At 50.7% G+C, this 17,615-nt stretch carries 12 protein-coding genes and 1 pseudogene; 12 read left to right on the forward strand and 1 reads right to left on the reverse strand.

The genetic code is table 11. From position 1 onward, the window contains the following. Positions 1-186: 186 nt before the first annotated feature. Positions 187-1,089: pseudogene (locus tag B5F28_RS11195) on the forward strand (diguanylate cyclase); the annotation flags it as partial. 71 nt (positions 1,090-1,160) lie between these two features. Here B5F28_RS11195 and B5F28_RS11200 read toward each other — a convergent pair. Next, positions 1,161-1,820 carry an HAD family hydrolase gene (locus tag B5F28_RS11200; RefSeq protein ID WP_087295975.1) on the reverse strand — a complete coding sequence of 220 codons (660 nt, stop codon included), beginning with the start codon at positions 1,818-1,820 and terminating at the stop codon, positions 1,161-1,163. Positions 1,821-2,418: 598 nt separating this feature from the next. Between B5F28_RS11200 and B5F28_RS11205 the strand changes: the two genes are divergently transcribed. The 11 genes from B5F28_RS11205 (at position 2,419) to B5F28_RS11260 (ending at position 17,469) form a co-directional block, all read left to right on the forward strand. Further along, positions 2,419-3,360, forward strand: a complete 942-nt coding sequence (locus tag B5F28_RS11205) for a toprim domain-containing protein (protein WP_087295976.1) — start codon at positions 2,419-2,421, stop codon at positions 3,358-3,360. A gap of 29 nt (positions 3,361-3,389) precedes the next feature. Beyond that, positions 3,390-3,740 carry a hypothetical protein gene (locus B5F28_RS11210; protein ID WP_087295977.1) on the forward strand — a complete coding sequence of 117 codons (351 nt, stop codon included), beginning with the start codon at positions 3,390-3,392 and terminating at the stop codon, positions 3,738-3,740. Beyond that, a complete protein-coding gene (locus tag B5F28_RS11215; protein WP_087295978.1) occupies positions 3,740-4,555 on the forward strand; it encodes a ParA family protein in 816 nt (271 codons plus the stop codon). Before B5F28_RS11210 ends, B5F28_RS11215 begins: the two co-directional genes overlap by 1 nt. Continuing rightward, complete coding sequence (locus B5F28_RS11220; protein WP_087295979.1) at positions 4,518-5,456, forward strand: ParB/RepB/Spo0J family partition protein; 939 nt, start codon at positions 4,518-4,520, stop codon at positions 5,454-5,456. Before B5F28_RS11215 ends, B5F28_RS11220 begins: the two co-directional genes overlap by 38 nt. Positions 5,457-5,462: 6 nt before the next feature. Further along, entirely contained in the window at positions 5,463-5,852 is a 390-nt protein-coding gene (locus B5F28_RS11225) for a DUF3846 domain-containing protein (protein WP_087295980.1), read from the forward strand. Between the two features lie 28 nt (positions 5,853-5,880). After that, positions 5,881-6,633, forward strand: a complete 753-nt coding sequence (locus B5F28_RS11230) for a hypothetical protein (protein ID WP_087295981.1) — start codon at positions 5,881-5,883, stop codon at positions 6,631-6,633. Further along, positions 6,634-7,530 carry a YodL domain-containing protein gene (locus tag B5F28_RS11235; protein WP_087295982.1) on the forward strand — a complete coding sequence of 299 codons (897 nt, stop codon included), beginning with the start codon at positions 6,634-6,636 and terminating at the stop codon, positions 7,528-7,530. A 117-nt stretch (positions 7,531-7,647) separates the two neighbouring features. Further along, entirely contained in the window at positions 7,648-8,781 is a 1,134-nt protein-coding gene (locus tag B5F28_RS11240) for a HipA domain-containing protein (protein ID WP_087295983.1), read from the forward strand. Between the two features lie 913 nt (positions 8,782-9,694). Then, the gene (locus tag B5F28_RS11250; protein ID WP_087295985.1) at positions 9,695-10,039 is read left to right on the forward strand and encodes a TnpV protein; all 345 of its coding nucleotides are present in this window, start codon (positions 9,695-9,697) and stop codon (positions 10,037-10,039) included. Between the two features lie 137 nt (positions 10,040-10,176). Continuing rightward, a complete protein-coding gene (locus B5F28_RS11255; protein ID WP_247643475.1) occupies positions 10,177-15,816 on the forward strand; it encodes an N-6 DNA methylase in 5,640 nt (1,879 codons plus the stop codon). A gap of 519 nt (positions 15,817-16,335) precedes the next feature. Beyond that, complete coding sequence (locus tag B5F28_RS11260; protein WP_087295987.1) at positions 16,336-17,469, forward strand: Ig-like domain-containing protein; 1,134 nt, start codon at positions 16,336-16,338, stop codon at positions 17,467-17,469. Positions 17,470-17,615: the final 146 nt, after the last annotated feature.

The raw sequence follows: 17,615 nt of genomic DNA on the forward strand, positions 1-17,615 counted from the left end.
TTTCTTCCGGCTCTTTTTCCCACTCAGTTTATTGACATGCGTTTTTTGATATGATATCCTTTTGTGAAGTTGGGCCTATATCACTCCTGCTTGGCCCATCACAATGCGCATATTCCGTCTTTTTCAGGCAAAACAAGGAGGAACTGAAGGGATCTTTGCCAGCGCACAAAAGAACTCTGGGCAGCTTATCTGGCTAAATGCAATGAGGGAAATTTAAGTGGCCTGAATCACTTTGCTCCTGCCTGCTCTGTCATTGGCACCGGCAAGCACGAAATCTACCGCGATCTGGATCAGTTCACGCAGGCAATGAACAAGGACATCCAGACCCGGGGAGATTTTTTATTCCATTTTCGGGACTTCTGGTGCACAGAACAGCCGCTGAGTGAAGACTGCAGCCTGGTCTATGGCGGATTATATATCTGGGGCGACAGCACCGATAACAGCATCCGCATCAATATGGACAGCCGCTTTACGATTCTGTATAAAAAAATTGACGGCGAATGGAAAGTCCTCCATCTGCATCAGTCCATTCCCAATCCCGAACAGATGGATGGCGAATATTATCCGCGCACCCTGACCCAGCAGATCGAGCGTTCTCAGGAAACCATTGAGCATCTGACCCAGCTGGCCCAGCGGGACAGCCTGACCGGTCTGATCAATTTCAACACCTTGCAGAGCTTTTACACCGATCTGGACAAACACGACGCATGGCTCATCGTGGTGGACATGGACGATTTCAAGACCATCAACGATACCCACGGCCATCTGGCAGGCAACCACATGCTCCGGCGGCTTTCCGATCTGCTGATGGCCACCGTGCGCTCCCACGATCTGGTCTGCCGCATGGGCGGCGACGAGTTCGTTCTGCTGTGCTGTGGATTGGGCTCCGAGCGCAACGCGCAGGAACTGATGCAGCGGCTGCTGGCGCGCACTGCAGAAGTTTCCGGTGAGGAACCCGCCTGGACCGGCATCTCCATCGGCGGCACTCCCATTTACAGCGATGACTGCCTGGAAAGCGCCTTTAAGCGGGCGGATAAAGCCCTCTATCAGGCGAAGGCCCAAGGCAAAAACCAGGGCAGTATTCTATAAACGCCCTTATTCCATCCAAAAAACGCCGCCCTGCCGGAAGTTCCCGGCAGGGCGGCGTTTTTTTCCTTTGTTTACAACTGACCATCCAGCAGCAGCTGGCGGACCTCAAGCAGGTCCTTACAACACCGGCTGTACAGCGCCCGGATCTCCTCATCAGGCTGGGCGATATCCGGCACCATCACAGTGACCGCCCCGGCCGCGTGGCCCGCGCGCACACCGTTGAAGCTGTCCTCCAGAACCAGACAGTCCCGGATGTCCACGCCCAGACGGCGGGCCGCCTCCAGAAAGATATCCGGTGCGGGCTTGCTGTGGCGCACATCCGCGCCGCAGACCACCTGATCAAAATACCGGGCCATACCGGTGGTTTCCAGGTTTTTCAAGATCAGCGCTCGGGGACTGGAGCTGGCCACGATACGAGGCAGCTTTTTCTCCGCCAGCGTTTCCAGCAGCTCGGCAAGGCCCGGCTTGCAGGGCACACCCTGAGAAAACCGTTCCTCCGCCAGCTCCCACACCTTTTCCACGATCACCTGGGGGTCTGTCTGGGGAAAGAATTTATGAATGTGCTCGTTCAGCCTCACACCCGCCAGCCCGCGGCCGCCGGTAAAAAATGCCTCCAGATCCTGCGGCATTTCCAGCCCCAACGCCTGGCAGGCAGGTTCCCACAGAGTATCCCACAGACGCTCGGTATCAAACATCAGGCCGTCCATATCAAAAATAACCGCTTTTATCATAAAAGAAATTCCTTCCTTACGCTTGTTTTGCAGCCTCTATTCTACCCCATTTTCCATGGATTGACAACCGGCGCCCACAGTCTTTTATCCCGCGAAGCTATCAAAAAAACAGGACAAGCCTGCTTAAAGGCTTGTCCTGCTGGCACCCCCGGCGAGAATCGAACTCACAACTAACCCTTAGGAGAAGAGCCTAATGAGCTAAATCAAATGCAACGGAACACAAAGAAAACCAGTAATATCAAGGCTTTTCCCGCATTACCTTATATACAGAGTACAACCAAAATCAAACCCAAACAAGGGTGAATTCCCCCTTGTTTTTTGCAAGCTGTTAGCAAACCTCTTTGTTTTCAGGAGCCGTCATCAGTTCAATCTGCTTCTGAAACCGCACCATTTTCGTTGAACTATATACAAGGGGGTAGTGGGTCTTTCTTGGGAGCTGACCTCAAGTCGTTTTCTCCCCCCTAGAACCCCCCTAACCATCTGAAGGAGAAGAATAACTATCTGAAAATAGAATATCTGTCCTCATCCTGTTATTTGCATCTTGCCAAATAACAGGATTTTTTATAGCTAATTCTGAAACTAACTGGAGGAATCTTTCATGCGAAGAGTAAGCAAAGCACAAATTCAAAATGCCCGGCAAATCGGAGTTTTGGATTACTTCCGGATTTGCAAGCCCCATGAACTGATCAAAGTAAGTGCCCACGATTATCGGACCCGCACACACAGTAGCCTTGTCATCAGTGACAATGGTTTGTTTCACTGGTACCGCGCAGGTGTAGGCGGAAACAATGCAATCGACTATCTGCTCAAGGTAGAAAATATGGATTTCGTTAGCGCAGTACGGTTGCTGAATGAACTCCAACCTGTCCGCGCCTCTTTTCAGCCGGTGCCCCATCCGATGAATACTCCTTCTATTCAAAAATCCTTTGAGCCACCGGTACCTGATCGAAGCAGCGAAACCATTCAGGCTTATCTTTATCGCCGCGGAATCAGTGGCAAAGTATTTCGTTTTTGCCGCAATGCAGGTACCGTCTACCAAACAACTCGTGGAGGATATAAAAACTGTGTTTTCCTTGGCCTGGATTCCCAAGGCACACCACGTTCTGCTTTCACACGCAGCTGCCAAGGAACTTGGCGTGGTGATATAGCCGGAAGTCAAAAGAAATACGGTTTTCTGATTCCTGCCGATGATGAGGACTGTTCCACTGTGGCAATTTTTGAAGCTCCCATTGATGCCATGTCTGGTGCTTCGCTCACACAATACCAACGAGAAAAGCCTTGGCGAAGCCAGTTCTATCTGGCAATGGGTGGCCTGAATCATCAATCCGTGGATTACTTTCTGGAAAATCATCCGCAGATTCGAACCATCAATCTTTGTTTGGACAACGATGCCCCTGGCCGGAATTTTGCCAAGCAACTTTTGGAATCTCTTTCAACCAGAGGATATATCGTGATCGACAGCCCTCCCAGTATCGGAAAAGACTATAACGAACAGCTCATTTATCAAAAGCAACATCTGAACTCGTCCCCTATCCGATGAATAAACCTCTTTTAAGGAGATTAGAAACCATGAAGAAAAAACGTATTACTGCAATCCAAGCCTATTGGAAAGGTGTGCGCTGTGCAGAACATCTCATCCGTGGCTTGAAACAAATGTCTGAGCACGATCCCGACGCATCTCCCAGCCTCATTGCAAATGCAATTTATGTCCTGACCTATTATGCAACCGGTCGCGACTGTCTTCGCCTGATGCCCATCTATTTCCGTATGTTGGGTATGGAAGTTCCCCGCCCTATTCGCCATCTTCCCAGCAGTTCCGATGAGAACCTTACTACTTCATTTCGCGTAGGACTTTTTGTTGGTCTGGAGGAGATCTTGGACAACTCGGATACTACGATCGAACAAACGGAGGAATTCTAATGAAAACCATTGCCATTGCCAATCAAAAGGGCGGTGTGGGAAAAACCACCACCGCTGTGAATCTGGGTGTGGCTCTTGCTCAGCAAGGCTACAAGGTTTTGTTGGTGGATGCCGACCCACAGGGCGATCTGAGCTGCTATCTTGGCTGCTATGACATGGAATCCGGAAACGGCACACTCAGCACCATGATGGATGATGTAATCAATGATCGCCCCATCACCAATGCGGTGCGCCATCACGAAGAAGGCGTCGATTACATTCCGTCTGATATCGAACTGTCCGATATGGAAGTGCGGCTGGTAAATGTAATGGCCCATGAACGGGTGCTTGAACAGGCGCTGGAGCCACTTCGGGATAAATATGATTATTGCCTGATCGATTGTATGCCCAGCCTGGGAATACTCACGGTTTCTTCACTGGTTGCTTCCGACAAAGTTCTGGTTCCTGTACAGGCACAGCACTTCGCCATGAAAGGTCTGATTTCTCTGGTCAAAAGCATTCAGCAGGTACGGCGGCGAATCAATCCCCGTCTGGAACTGGATGGTATTGTAATCACCATGGTGGACAAGCGCACCAATCTTTCCCGCGATGTGAGTGCCGCCCTGCGCCGGGCCTATGGCCATCAGATCAAAATTTATGGTTCTGAAATCCCCATCAGCACCAAAACCGCTGAGAGTGCAGCCACCGGACGTAGCCAATTGAGCTACGATCCCAATGGCGCTGCCAGCAGAGCATATCAATCGTTGGCAAAGGAGGTCACACAGGGTGAACGAAAAAATGTACGGGCAGAACATCCGTCTGCCCTCACTCGATAATCTGTTCAGTTCCGAATCGGATCGACAGGACGCAAAACTTGAAAAAGTACAGAATCTGCGATTGTCGGAACTGTTTTCTTTCAAAGACCATCCCTTTCAGATTCGTGACGATGAAGAGATGCAGAAGATGGTAGACAGCATCAAAGATCATGGCGTACTGACCCCTGCCATCGTGCGGCCCCGCCCGGAAGGCGGATACGAACTGGTATCCGGCCACCGGCGGCATCGTGGCTGCACACTCGCGGGGCTGGACACCATGCCCTGCATTGTAAGGGAAATGGATGACGATACTGCCGTGATCTTAATGGTAGACAGCAATTGCCAGCGAGAACATATCCTGCCCAGCGAAAAAGCCAAAGCGTATAAGATGATGTTGGAAGCCCTGCAACGAAAGCGTGGTAGACCCGCACTGGAAAATTCGGGCCAAGTTGGCCCGAATTTTAAAGGTGTCCGCTCCAATCAATTACTTGCTGATGACGTTGGCGAAAGCGTAAAACAAATCCAGCGCTACATCCGCTTAACAGATCTTATTCCAGACCTTCTGGATATGGTGGATGAGGGCCAATTAAAACTCACTCCCGCAGTGGAGCTGAGTTCTCTTGCTCCACACGAGCAGGAAGAAGTTCTTGAATACCTTCAATACATGGAATGTACCCCTTCCCTGTCCCAGGCTCAGAAATTGAAAACTGCCAGCAAAAATGCGCCGCTTACACCAGAAAGCATTGAAAAAATTATGTCTGCCAAAACCCCCAGCGTTTCCGCGCGGGAGCCACAGATACGTCTGTCCGTATCGAAAATCGAACAGTATTTTCCGAAGGGCTACACCATAGAGCAGATGGAACAGTATATTATCCGTTTGCTGGAAAACTATGAGCGCAGCCGTTCTCGGGAAGGGCGGTGACAGAAAATGGTTCGACTTCTTATCATAGAACCCGACTACTGTCCGTACATTGCAAACTTCGACAACATCGAATCGGCTGTCCGTGAAGTAATTCCGGGCACATCGCAGCTGACCCTGCCCTTCGATACCGCAAAAATCGGAATGCTGTGCAGCGAAAATCAGTCCGGTTTGAAGTTCAATCGACAAATCAACGAAGATCTTTCCGTATATGGTCGCTGCATTATCTGTGGGGTACGGGAAAATGCCGCAACCGGCCTGAGCCGGGAACAGGCAGACCGGTACAGCAGAAAATATTTTCTACCGGAAAGCACTTTGCAAGATGGAGATTTTCCCATTGCAAAAGCAAAACCGATGGACGAGCGTTTTGGCCGGAAGGTTCGCTTCTGGGAACGCTGACCAATTTACCACAGGAGGAACATAGATAATGACTGAACTGAAAATAAGCACGCCCTACGCCGAATTTATTGTTACCCCAGCTGTGCAGGAAGAGCAAAAATACTGTTTCACACAAGATATGTATTCGGATGCTAGAGGTGCCTGTATTGGTCACCTGCGAGGATATTGGGAAGGCATTTCTCCTGTCCCCTATACAAACTGGTGGCCGGACACATTCCCGGAAAAATCTTCCGAATTCAAGGAAGAGTTGGCGCATCTGTTCCATGGGCTGCAATCTTCCGGACTTCTGGCAGATCGGGCCACGATGAACGCCCGATGCAATCGATTCCCTTCTGCCGTCATCAAGACGCAGTTCCGAAAAGAGATGGCGTTCCGCATCAACACCGAACATCGCATCTATTTTCTGCGCTGTATCCCCCACAAGGGTGAATACAACTTCTACCTGTACTGCTATGATCGGAACGCTTTGATGGAAATTTTCCGTCGGGAAAAAGGACTCCCGACTTATTGTTTCAGTGAACATAAAACCACGCATCAGGTGGTGGTGATCAACCATGGGGAAAGCGGCTATCATCCGTGCAAAATCCGAGGTTTTGAAAACATTCCCACAAAAGAGTTGGTGGACAAACTCAATGCTGCAAAGGGTATTTCCAAAGCACAGGTCGCTGCCATGGAATGCGGCTCTCTGCTTCGATGGGATTGCCCCGCAGCAGACCCCAGAAACTACACGGAAGAGGGGTTGCCGATTCGCTCACAATCGTCTGCAAAGGAGGAACGTTAAATGCCTTATATCGACTGTTTCTATGTTTGCGAGGATATTGCGCACCGCGGTCCTCTCAATATCAAAAAATTTGACACGCTGGATACCGCCGTCGAAGTTTACAAAGCACTGCCTTCCGGCACGGTAAAGGCGCTCGGTGTACAAAACACCGCTCCTTTGCCTGGCTCTCTGGATTTTGTCCAATGCCACAATGACCGGGATGTGTTTATCCAGGATTACAAGCACTGTACTGACTGGGACAACCCGGAAATTTCCCGAATGATTCACGAACTGCGCAATCATCTGATCCTTCAGGAAGAGCGAAGCATCCGATTCATCACTCCTGAATACGATGACTTATTCACCCTTCCGGATGGTGCAAAGTTGCTTCTCCAATACCCGGATGGTTCTAAAAAAACTGTCCCTTGCAAGGCATATCCGGATGGCCACCATTTTACGCTAGGGAACAGCGGCGTACTGCACATCTGTCAGTTTGCAGAACTTTGCCGCAAAAACGGCATCACCTACGCGCCGGCACATCCTCTTCCGGCAGATGTGGTAAACACCTATGAAATTTACCAAATCCCCCGCAGCAGTCCATGTGATTATGTGTTTTTGAATTACGAACACACCAAAAACCATGTGAACGCAGCAGATTACCAGCTTGTGTACCGGGGTATGCTGGGCAGCCGTCTGACGCTGGACAACATCTTCGACCTTCATAACAGGCCTGACCGCCCGCTTCCTGCCGGGATGCGTTCCGTTTCCGTAAGCGATATTATTATCCTGTATCAAAACGGTAAGGACAGCGCCCACTATGTGGACTCCATTGGCTTTGTCAAACTTCCGGATACGTTTTGTTCTTCGCTAAAATCACAGCTCAAATCTCCGCCCGAGAAGCTCTTTCCTGAGCGCTGATTCCCATGTTGTTCTTTGAAAAAACATGAAGCTATGGTACACTATAAACAAAGTTCTTTTCTGAATATTATATACAGCAAACTATCCCCCCAACGCAAACCTCGGAGGCCGATTGGTATGAGTTATGAAATTCGACATTTTGATACTCCACTCATCCGTTTTTCAGCAACGGAGGACAGCAGTTCTCCCGAAATCCAGATTTTATGGACGAACGAACAGAAAAAGGATCTTTTCCCTCTGGATTTGCAAGTGACCAATGAAGGCATCACCAAATGGCTGAAACACCGCACGATCCCTAAAAACCGAGCGTATGTTCATAATTTTCTGAGCAAATGCGGTCTGAGCATTAATCGACCTATGAGCATCATCAGGGTATCCAAAGGATTATCTTTGAACGACTGTTACTGGGTCGTAGAGGAAGGATTCACAGGTACTTTCTCTAAATTTAATCTATATGAAAATCGGTTCAGCCAAATTCTTGCTCTTATCGCTTTTACCGGTTATGGAAGCAGTATCCGCACCTCACTTGCTTCCTGCCCTGAATTTACTACCAACGGCATGCTTCCAAAATGCTGGCGCAGAGTCGGCGGAGCAATCAAATTATTCAAAGGTGGTACCAGAGGTGCATCCAACACCGGAAACGAACCCTACTCGGAGTTCTATGCGTACCAAATTGCTCAAATTATGAACATTTCGGCTATCCCCTATGGACTTTCCAAATGGGAAGGCGAACTATGCTCTACCTGTGACTTGTTCACAAGCAAAGAATACGCATTTCTTCCCGTCGGTAGAATCGTTACCACTGGCGGTATGTCTGCTGTGCGCTCTTATTATGAAAAACTCGGTCCCTCTTTTGTTCGTGTTTTGAATGATATGCTTGTGCTGGACGCCCTTCTCTTCAATGTGGATCGCCATTATGGGAATTTTGGATTCCTGATTGATAATAAAACAAACCAAATTGTATCTCCGGCCCCCTTGTTCGATCATGGAAACTCCCTTTTTAATTTCGCTGGTAATGACGATCTTCAGTCCGATCAAACTCTCACAGCATATGCCAATACTCTTTTTCCTTGCGTATACGATGATTTTGTTTCCACGGCAAAGAGTGTGCTAACTCCGGAACATAAAAAAGGATTGCGACATCTGCTGGAATTCAAATTCAAAAAGCACTCCCGTTATAATCTGCCGGAACGTCGGCTGCGGTTAATTGAACATCAGATCCATCGCAGAGCACAGCAGCTGTTGGAATAATCTTTCTCTTTTCATGCAACTCAATTTCTGGACTATTGCATTGACCTTCTCTTTGCAATAGTCCTTTTTCTTTTGGCACAAAATCGAAGGGAGCGATACTCCATGCCCCAATACCAAGAAATCCATGACCTGGCAGGCTCGCTGATTGAACGTGTGACACAAAGCACGGAAAGTTGGCGGGCCTTTTTAAATTCCGCAGCATACACCTACAACTATTCCTTTCCCAACCAGCTGCTGATCTATCATCAGCGACCCACCGCGAAAGCCGTTGCCACCATCGAGTACTGGAACAAAAACGCCCAGCGCTGGGTCAAACGCGGCAGTCGCGGCATTTCTATCCTGGACACTTCCGCCAATCGCAGTCGCCTGCGATATGTGTTCGACCTCGAGGATACTTATGCCCGTGCCCAAATACCGGAAGCTCTGCCCTGGCAGATTTCAGACTCGAATCGAGATGCTTTTTTCGCCGCTCTTCAGAATGGTCATGAAGCCAGTTCCCCTTTGGAACTGCTCACCAATCGAACTGCCGAATTGACTGCACAGCGGCGCGCACTTTTCTTTCATTCGCTGGACAAACACCTGACCGACAGCTCTCTGGAATGGCGCAGCAAAGAAAACAGGCAGCATACACTGGAACAGCTGGTACAGCGCAGTGTGCTGTATATGGCCTGCCAGCGATGCGGAATCGCAGACGAAAACGATTCTCCCGATGATTTTCTGGACATCGAAGATTTTGATACCATTGCATCGGCCACCATGCTGGGCAGTGCCGTAAATCAGGTTGCACGTCCCCTGTTTGCAGAGATTGGCCAGATTGTACGGGAAATCGACAGCGTTGCAAGAGAGTCAAAAGACGCGCATAATAGAGCCGTCAAAGGAAATCAGTCATACAGCGCAAAGGAGGCAAACACAAATGGACTTCCAGTACACGAATATCAACGGATTCCTGATTCCCAATCTGATCCTGGGCAACCAGCCGACACAGCCGCTGGGCAAGTACGGGATGATTCGCAGGAACTTCCTGGAACAGAACGCACCGGCGACCTTCGATCTGATGACCTTGCAGGGAACGTTGTACCCGCATCTGATCGAGATGGACAACACCGCGCGCCAGCAGGTGCAAGCGACCATACAACAGTTGTCCGCTCAGAGCAGCGCACCGAATCGGAAGACCGATCCGGTAACCTGGACACAGTGGATGAACCAGCTGAAAGCACAGGCGGAGGAAATGGTTCTTCCGATGCTGCACACCCTGTAACAGATACACCCATACCAGCGGAGAGTGAAATTTCACCCTCCGCTTTTTCTATGCCCGAAAGCACCGGGCGAGGATATGTTTCCGAGGAAATCGTACAGGATCTGGGGCTTCCCGATACAGAACAGCAAACCTTCCTCATGGAAAAGGCAGAAATGCCCCCCAGCTTTTCTCCGCTCCCTGCTCCTACGGAAGATCTCAGCGCAAGCAAGATAACCGATGCCGAAATCTTCCGGGCCATGTGCGATGGAAGCGGCTTTGAACATGGGAAAATGCGAATTCAACAGCATTTTTCTCAACCAGTCCCCCCTGCCATAAAAGATTCTGCCACATGGCTGAAAAAAGAATATGGAATCGGCGGGCGTTCCTGGTACTTTGCCGATGGCATCCACGGTTGGCTTTCCTATGACAGCAAAGGATTTGAAATCCAATGGCAAAACAGTGAACAGCGACTGAAACGCCATTTCAGCTGGAATGAGATGGCACAGCGGTTGGGACAGTTCGTGCAGGAGAACCGCTACCTCACCCCAGATGAACAAAACCAGTATACACAATGGCTTAGCCAGCAGGAAATGCAGGAACCCCCTGACATAGAACCCGCTGCTGACTCCGATCATCCCACTTCGCCCCCCAACCCAGAAGAAGTTCGCACCTGTGAGATCGGAGATATTGTATATCTTGAAGATGGAAGTCCATTTCTCATACAAGATATCGGGCGTCACGATATTCATTTGCAGGACCAGTCCATGCCTTTGTTCAGTCGCGGAATCTCCCGTGAGGAATTTGCCCGACTTTTGGCACTGGACCAGCGTAATGCACATTTATTGGCTCCCCCCGACGATGTAACACAGGGCGAACCTTCGGCTCCTGGGCACATGGAATCCTCTCCCTCTGAATCGGATTCGCCTTTTGTGGAGCAGGTCATGGCGGATACCAAGGCATTGTCCGAGCCTCGTGTCTATGAGCCCATCAACTATGTTGCCCCATATCGTCCGCAACTGCCTGGCTCACCGAAAGAAAAGTACGCCGCTAACGTAGCCGCGATCCGAACCCTGAAAGCAATTGAACAGCGGGTAGCAAAAGGCGGTGATCCTGCCAACAGCGAGGAACAAACGATACTGGCAAAATATTGTGGTTGGGGTGGTCTGGCAGATGCCTTTGACCCTCAAAAATCCAACTGGACACAGGAATACACAGAACTGCAAAGCCTGCTCACTGAGCCAGAATATCAGTCTGCCCGCAGCAGCACTCTGACCGCCTTCTATACCCCTCCTGAGGTTATCCACTGCATGTATCGTGCATTGGAGCGCATGGGTGTTACGGGCGGCAATATTCTGGAACCCAGCATGGGAACCGGTGCTTTTTTTGCACACAAACCCAACAGTTTCGACCTGCACAGCGCAAAATTGTATGGTGTAGAGCTGGACGATCTGACCGGACGAATTTCCAAACAGCTGTATCAGAAAGCAAAAATTCAAGTTACCGGTTTTGAAAAAGCGAATTTGCCTGATAGCTTTTTCGATTGTGCAATCGGCAACGTCCCCTTCGGAGATTTCTCTGTCAGCGACCGTGCGTATGACAAACTCCATTTCCGCATCCATGATTATTTTCTGGCCAAAACCATTGATAAGGTACGAAACGGCGGCCTCATTGCCTTTATTACCACCAGCGGAACATTGGACAAAAAGAGCGAAGAGGTGCGTCGCTATATCGCCGCCCGCTGCGACTTTATTGGTGCGGTCCGGCTCCCCAATACCACATTCAAACAAAATGCTGGTACGGAGGCCGTAGCCGATATTCTCTTTCTCCAAAAGCGCGATCGCATCCTGGAAGAGGATCAGCCCTGGATTCATCTAAGCGAGACTGTCGATGGCATCCCCATCAACGGCTATTTCTCCCAACATCCTGAAATGGTTTGCGGCACCATTCAAATGGTAAGCGGACCTTACGGCCCCACCCCAACTTGTGTGCCAAATGCCGAAATTCCTCTGGAAGAGCAGCTGGATCGCGCCCTTTCCCATCTCTCTGCTACTCTTACCAAAGCCGAATCCTCCCTGGAAGAGGTCACTGAAGCAAACGCTCATGTAATCGAAGCAGACCCGGATGTGAGAAACTTCAGCTACACGCTGAAAGATGACAGAATTTATTTCCGCACCAATTCTGTGATGCAGGAAGTCAAGCCCGGTGCCACCGCAGAAAAGCGCATCCGGCAGCTCATTTCCTTACGAGATACCGTGCGTCAGCTGCTGCAAGCTCAGATGGACGATCTTCCCGATGAGGTAATCCACAAATTGCAGCAACAACTGAACATCCAATACGACGCTTATCATCGTCAATATGGTCTGATCAACAGCCGTGGCTCTGCACACGCCTTTCAGGACGATAGCAGCTACTATCTGCTCTGTTCTCTGGAGGATATTGACGAAGAGGGCAAGCTGCGGGGCAAATCGGATATGTTCACAAAGCGCACCATCCGCAGCGCGAAGCCTGTCGATCATGTGGACACCGCCAGCGATGCTCTTGCCCTGTCTATTGGTGAAAAGGCCGGAATCGATTTACCCTACATGATGCAGCTGACCGGCAAAAGTGAACAACAGCTTGTGGATGAGTTGAAAGGTGTCATCTTTGTTGACCCTATGCAAAGAACTCCGGATGGAGCACCAATTTACCACACAGCAGATGCCTACCTGTCCGGCAATGTGCGTCAAAAGCTGGCCATCGCAAAACTGGCCGCCGAATCCAACCCATCCCTGCGAATCAACGTGCAGGCTCTGGAGCAGATTCAGCCCAAAGATCTGGAAGCCAGCGAGATTGCTGTGCGTCTGGGTGCCACCTGGATTGCCCCTTCTATCATCAAGCAGTTTGCCGATGAACTGGTGGACGCTCCCATGATCTCCCGCCGTTTGGTGGATGTTCATTATGTGCCGTACACTGGTGTTTGGAATATTTCCGGTAAAAGCAACACCGGCGGCAATATCAAAGCCACCGTCACCTACGGAACCAATCGAGCCAACTTCTATCACATTCTGGAAGAAAGCCTGAATCTGCGCGCCATCCGTATCTTCGACACCATCCGGGATGCAGACGGAACAGAACGCCGGGTACTCAATGCACAGGAAACGCAGGCCGCACAGGGAAAACAGCAGCAGATCGAAGATGCGTTCAGGGAGTGGATCTGGAAAGATCAGACCCGCCGCCAGCAGCTTGTTCAGCTGTACAATGAGCGTTTCAACAGCATTCGTCCCCGTGAATACGACGGTAGTCATATTCAATTCCATGGCATGAATCCGGAAATCACCTTGCGCCCCCATCAGCGTAACGCCGTCGCTCACATCCTTTATGGCAACAACACGCTCTTGGGCCATGTAGTGGGAGCCGGAAAGAGTTTCGAAATGGTTGCCGCAGCCATGGAGAAAAAGCGGCTGGGACTTTGCAGCAAGACTCTGATCTGCGTCCCCAACCATTTGACCGAACAGCTTGCATCCGAGGCCCTGCTGCTCTATCCAAACGCCAACATTCTGGTGGCCAAGCGAAGCGACTTTGAACGCGCAAACCGCAAACGCTTCTGCGGACGCATCGCCACTGGCAATTACGATATTATCGTAATCGGCCACAGCCAATTTGAACGGATTCCCCTGTCCACCGAGCGGCAGGCTACGTACCTTCAAAAGCAAATCGATGATGTAATCCACCAGATTGCATCTCTGAAACGGGAACGTGCAGAGAATTTCACCGTCAAACAAATGGAACGAACCAGAAAACAACTGGAAAAGCGACTCGCAAAGCTGAATGACACCGAGCGAAAGGATGACGCTGTCACCTTTGAAGAACTGGGTGTTGATTCCCTGATGGTAGACGAAGCACATATGTTCAAAAATTTGATGTGCGTTTCCAAAATGCGTAATGTGGCCGGTATCAGCCAGAGCGAAAGTCAGCGCGCCAGTGATCTCCTGATGAAATGTATGTATCTGGATGACATCACCGGCGGGCGTGGAATCACCTTTGCTACCGGTACTCCCCTCTCCAACAGCATGACCGAACTGTATACCATGATGCGTTACCTACAGCGACACACCCTGGAACGAAATGGCCTCGCCAACTTTGACGCCTGGGCATCTACTTTCGGCGAAACCGTTACCGCCATCGAGCTGGCTCCGGAAGGCACGGGTTATCGTACCAAGACGCGATTCGCAAAGTTCTACAACCTACCGGAGCTTATGAGTATGTTCAAGGAATGTGCCGATATTCAAACCGCAGATATGCTCAAGCTGCCGGTGCCCGCGCTGGAAGGCGGTAAGCCCATAAACATACAGCTGAAACCCAGTGACATTCAGCGGGATATGGTCGCAAAACTGGGAGAACGGGCTGATGCAGTGCGCAGCGGTGACGTTGATCCCACCGTAGACAATATGCTTGCCATCACGAACGATGGGCGTAAGCTCGCCCTTGACCAGCGGCTCATTGATCCATCCTTGCCGGATGAACCCGGCAGTAAAGTGAATGCCTGCGTGGAGCAGGTATTCACCATCTGGGAAAAGACAAAAGCCAACCGTTCTACGCAGTTGATTTTCTGTGATCTTTCCACACCAAAAGCTGGTGTTTTCAACATCTACCACGATGTTCGTGAAAAACTAACCGCAAAAGGTATTCCTCCGGAAGAGATTCAGTTCATTCACGATGCCAACACAGAAACGAAAAAAGCTGAACTGTTCGGAAAGGTGCGCAGCGGTTCTGTTCGCATCCTGATGGGAAGCACCGCCAAGATGGGGGCAGGCACCAATGTGCAGCGAAAACTCATTGCCCTGCATCACCTGGACGTTCCTTGGCGTCCGTCGGACATTGAACAGCGTGAAGGCCGTATGGTTCGTCAGGGCAATGAAAATAAAGAAGTAGCCATCTATCGTTATGTAACCGAATCGACATTCGATGCATACAGTTGGCAGCTGATTGAAAACAAGCAACGCTTCATCAGTCAGATAATGACCAGCAAAAGCCCTGCGCGCTCCTGTGATGACATGGATGAAGCCGCGCTTTCTTATGCAGAGGTAAAAGCCCTGGCCGCAGGCAATCCCGCCATCAAAGAAAAGATGGATCTGGATATTCAAGTCACCAGATTACGCACCCTCAAGGCACAATATATCAGCCAGCGGTATCGGCTGGAGGATTCCATATCCATTGCGTTTCCGGCTGAAATCCAGCGAAAACGAGAAATTCTTTCCGCTTGCTCTTTGGATGAAACAACTTTGAAAAACAACACCCTTCTGGATAACGACGGCAATGAGATTTTTTCCATTATGCTTATGGAAAAGAGCTACACGAAACGAGAGGATGCCGGTAAAGCATTACTCGGACTTTTGGGTATGGCCATGGATAGCGACTCGCCGGTAACAATCGGCAGTTACAAAGGGCTTCAACTTCAAATCCTGTATTTTCCTCTTACCAACGAGTTTCAAGCGCAACTGGCTGGTGAAGGCACCTACAGAACCGCATTAGGCGCGGATGCTCTTGGCAATATCACTCGTATCACCAACACCGCAGCATCCCTGCCGAAACGGATTGAAAGCACCCGGGACGCTTTGGTACAGCTGGATAAACAGCTGGAAAATGCCCGTGAGGAATTGAAAAAACCTTTTTTACAGGAAAAAGAACTGGCTGAAAAAAGCAAGAGGTTGGCCGAGCTGAACGCACTGCTCAACATGAATGAAAAAGAAAATGTGGTTGACCATATGCCCGATGATACGGAATCTCCTCTAAAACGTTCTGAACTTTTGCGCACATAAGAAATAAGCGCGGAGCCTGACCAGCCTTGTCAAGCTCTGCGCTTTTTGTTACAATCATTCCGGTGGTGCTGCCGGATACGGCAGGCGGTTAGTCCCAATGCACGCTGCGCATTGCAGCGGCGGCGGGGCGAAAACTCCGTTTTTCCCCGCTGCTTTCTGGCAGAGGGGGTGATACTTCCATGACACTGCAAGATGTCCTCGGCCTTTTCGCCCTGGTTGGCGGAACCGTCTTTGTGACCTTTCAGATCGTTTGGACAGTCACACACGATAAAAAACGGAAATGACCGCCACGCCCTGACAAAGCTGCGGTCATTTCCGTAACACTATAAGGGACTAACCCGTCACCGGGCAGCACCACTTTCTATTTGTATTATATCCCACAGCCCTCTAAAATGCAAGCGAGGAAGAGGCCGGTTCAAAACCGGCCTTTTTCTTTCTCAAGCAAACGGATCAGCAGTCTTAACAGAGACTATCCCCCATGCTATACTGTCTGCAAACTCATTACAGGAGGAACACCCCATGAAACGAATCCTTATCGTGTCCGCTGCCATGGTCGCAGTTATGATGCTGACCGGATGCAGCACCACCGTTACCGGCATCGATGTGCCGGAATCTATGACCGTTGAAGTCGGCCAGCCCGTTGACCTGGCTGTGAACTATACCTACAAAAATGAGAATGCCAGTGACGAGAAAAAGGCTGCCGCACAGAGCGAGGCCGGTGTGAAACTCACCAGCGATAGCCCGGCAGTGACCGTTGCTGAAGACGGCACCCTGACCGCTGCTCAGGGCGGCGAAGCCATCATCACCGTTACCAGTGCGGACGGCACCCTGAGCGACACCTGCAAAGTGACCGTTACCGTGCCGCTTACCGGCATTGCCCTGGATCAGGAAACCCTGGCTCTTGCCATCAACGGCACGGAAAGCGCCAAACTGACCGCCGCACCGGTGCCTGCGGAAAGCACCGAGCCGGTAGACGGTGTTGCCTACACCAGCAGCAACGAAGCTGTGGCGACTGTGGCCGAAGACGGCACTGTGACCGCCGTAGCCGACGGCGAAGCGGAAATCACCGCCACCCTGGGCGAATACACCGCCAGCTGCAAAGTGACCGTGACCACCGCGCCGGACGGCATTAAGTTCGGTAAGGCCAGCGGCAGCCTGACCGTGGGCGGCTCTACCACTCTGAAGCTGTACACCACCCCCAGCGAAGCAGCAGCCCCCGACATGAGCCAGGTCACTTTTACCAGCAGCGACGAGGATGTGGCAACGGTGGACGGCGAGGGCAAGGTAACTGCCAAAAAGGCAGGCAAAGCCACCATCACCGCAACCTACAATGGTCTGACCGCTGAATATACCCTCACTGTCAACAACAAGGCTGCTGCCCCTGCTGGCGGCTCCACCGCAGCTTCCGGTTCTGAAGGCACTGGCAATTCCACTTCTCCCGTCACCGGCGGTTCCAGCAGTGGTTCTACCGGCGGTGCGCCTTCTACCGGTGGCTCCAGTGGCGGCACCACTCCCGCACCAGAACAGCCTGCCCCTGCACCGGTTCCCACCCCCATTCCGGGCGGATATGTGGATGCTGACAACGGAACTATCATTGAGGGCGGCGGCGTGTTTGATAGTCCCGATTTTGATGGGCCAGTAATTGATCGATAAGCACTTCCTTCTGTTTTAATTGAATCACAGTCCTAAAGGGGCTGATGCAAACCAAGTGTTTCGCATCAGCCCCTTTTTTATATATACAGACTTTTTGAAAGGCGGTGCTGCCATTGATTTAAGCACACACTTTCTCAATAAGCATA

Origin of the sequence: Gemmiger sp. An194 (genome assembly GCF_002160145.1) — a bacterium.
Classification (GTDB): domain Bacteria; phylum Bacillota; class Clostridia; order Oscillospirales; family Ruminococcaceae; genus Allofournierella.

What these genes read in the sequence shown, in the direction of transcription:
- B5F28_RS11200 (WP_087295975.1), bottom strand. Translation starts at nt 1,820, where the DNA reads ATGATAAAAGCGGTTATTTTTGATATGGACGGCCTGATGTTTGATACC.
- B5F28_RS11205 (WP_087295976.1), top strand. Translation starts at nt 2,419, where the DNA reads ATGCGAAGAGTAAGCAAAGCACAAATTCAAAATGCCCGGCAAATCGGA.
- B5F28_RS11210 (WP_087295977.1), top strand. Translation starts at nt 3,390, where the DNA reads ATGAAGAAAAAACGTATTACTGCAATCCAAGCCTATTGGAAAGGTGTG.
- B5F28_RS11215 (WP_087295978.1), top strand. Translation starts at nt 3,740, where the DNA reads ATGAAAACCATTGCCATTGCCAATCAAAAGGGCGGTGTGGGAAAAACC.
- B5F28_RS11220 (WP_087295979.1), top strand. Translation starts at nt 4,518, where the DNA reads ATGTACGGGCAGAACATCCGTCTGCCCTCACTCGATAATCTGTTCAGT.
- B5F28_RS11225 (WP_087295980.1), top strand. Translation starts at nt 5,463, where the DNA reads ATGGTTCGACTTCTTATCATAGAACCCGACTACTGTCCGTACATTGCA.
- B5F28_RS11230 (WP_087295981.1), top strand. Translation starts at nt 5,881, where the DNA reads ATGACTGAACTGAAAATAAGCACGCCCTACGCCGAATTTATTGTTACC.
- B5F28_RS11235 (WP_087295982.1), top strand. Translation starts at nt 6,634, where the DNA reads ATGCCTTATATCGACTGTTTCTATGTTTGCGAGGATATTGCGCACCGC.
- B5F28_RS11240 (WP_087295983.1), top strand. Translation starts at nt 7,648, where the DNA reads ATGAGTTATGAAATTCGACATTTTGATACTCCACTCATCCGTTTTTCA.
- B5F28_RS11250 (WP_087295985.1), top strand. Translation starts at nt 9,695, where the DNA reads ATGGACTTCCAGTACACGAATATCAACGGATTCCTGATTCCCAATCTG.
- B5F28_RS11255 (WP_247643475.1), top strand. Translation starts at nt 10,177, where the DNA reads ATGGAAAAGGCAGAAATGCCCCCCAGCTTTTCTCCGCTCCCTGCTCCT.
- B5F28_RS11260 (WP_087295987.1), top strand. Translation starts at nt 16,336, where the DNA reads ATGAAACGAATCCTTATCGTGTCCGCTGCCATGGTCGCAGTTATGATG.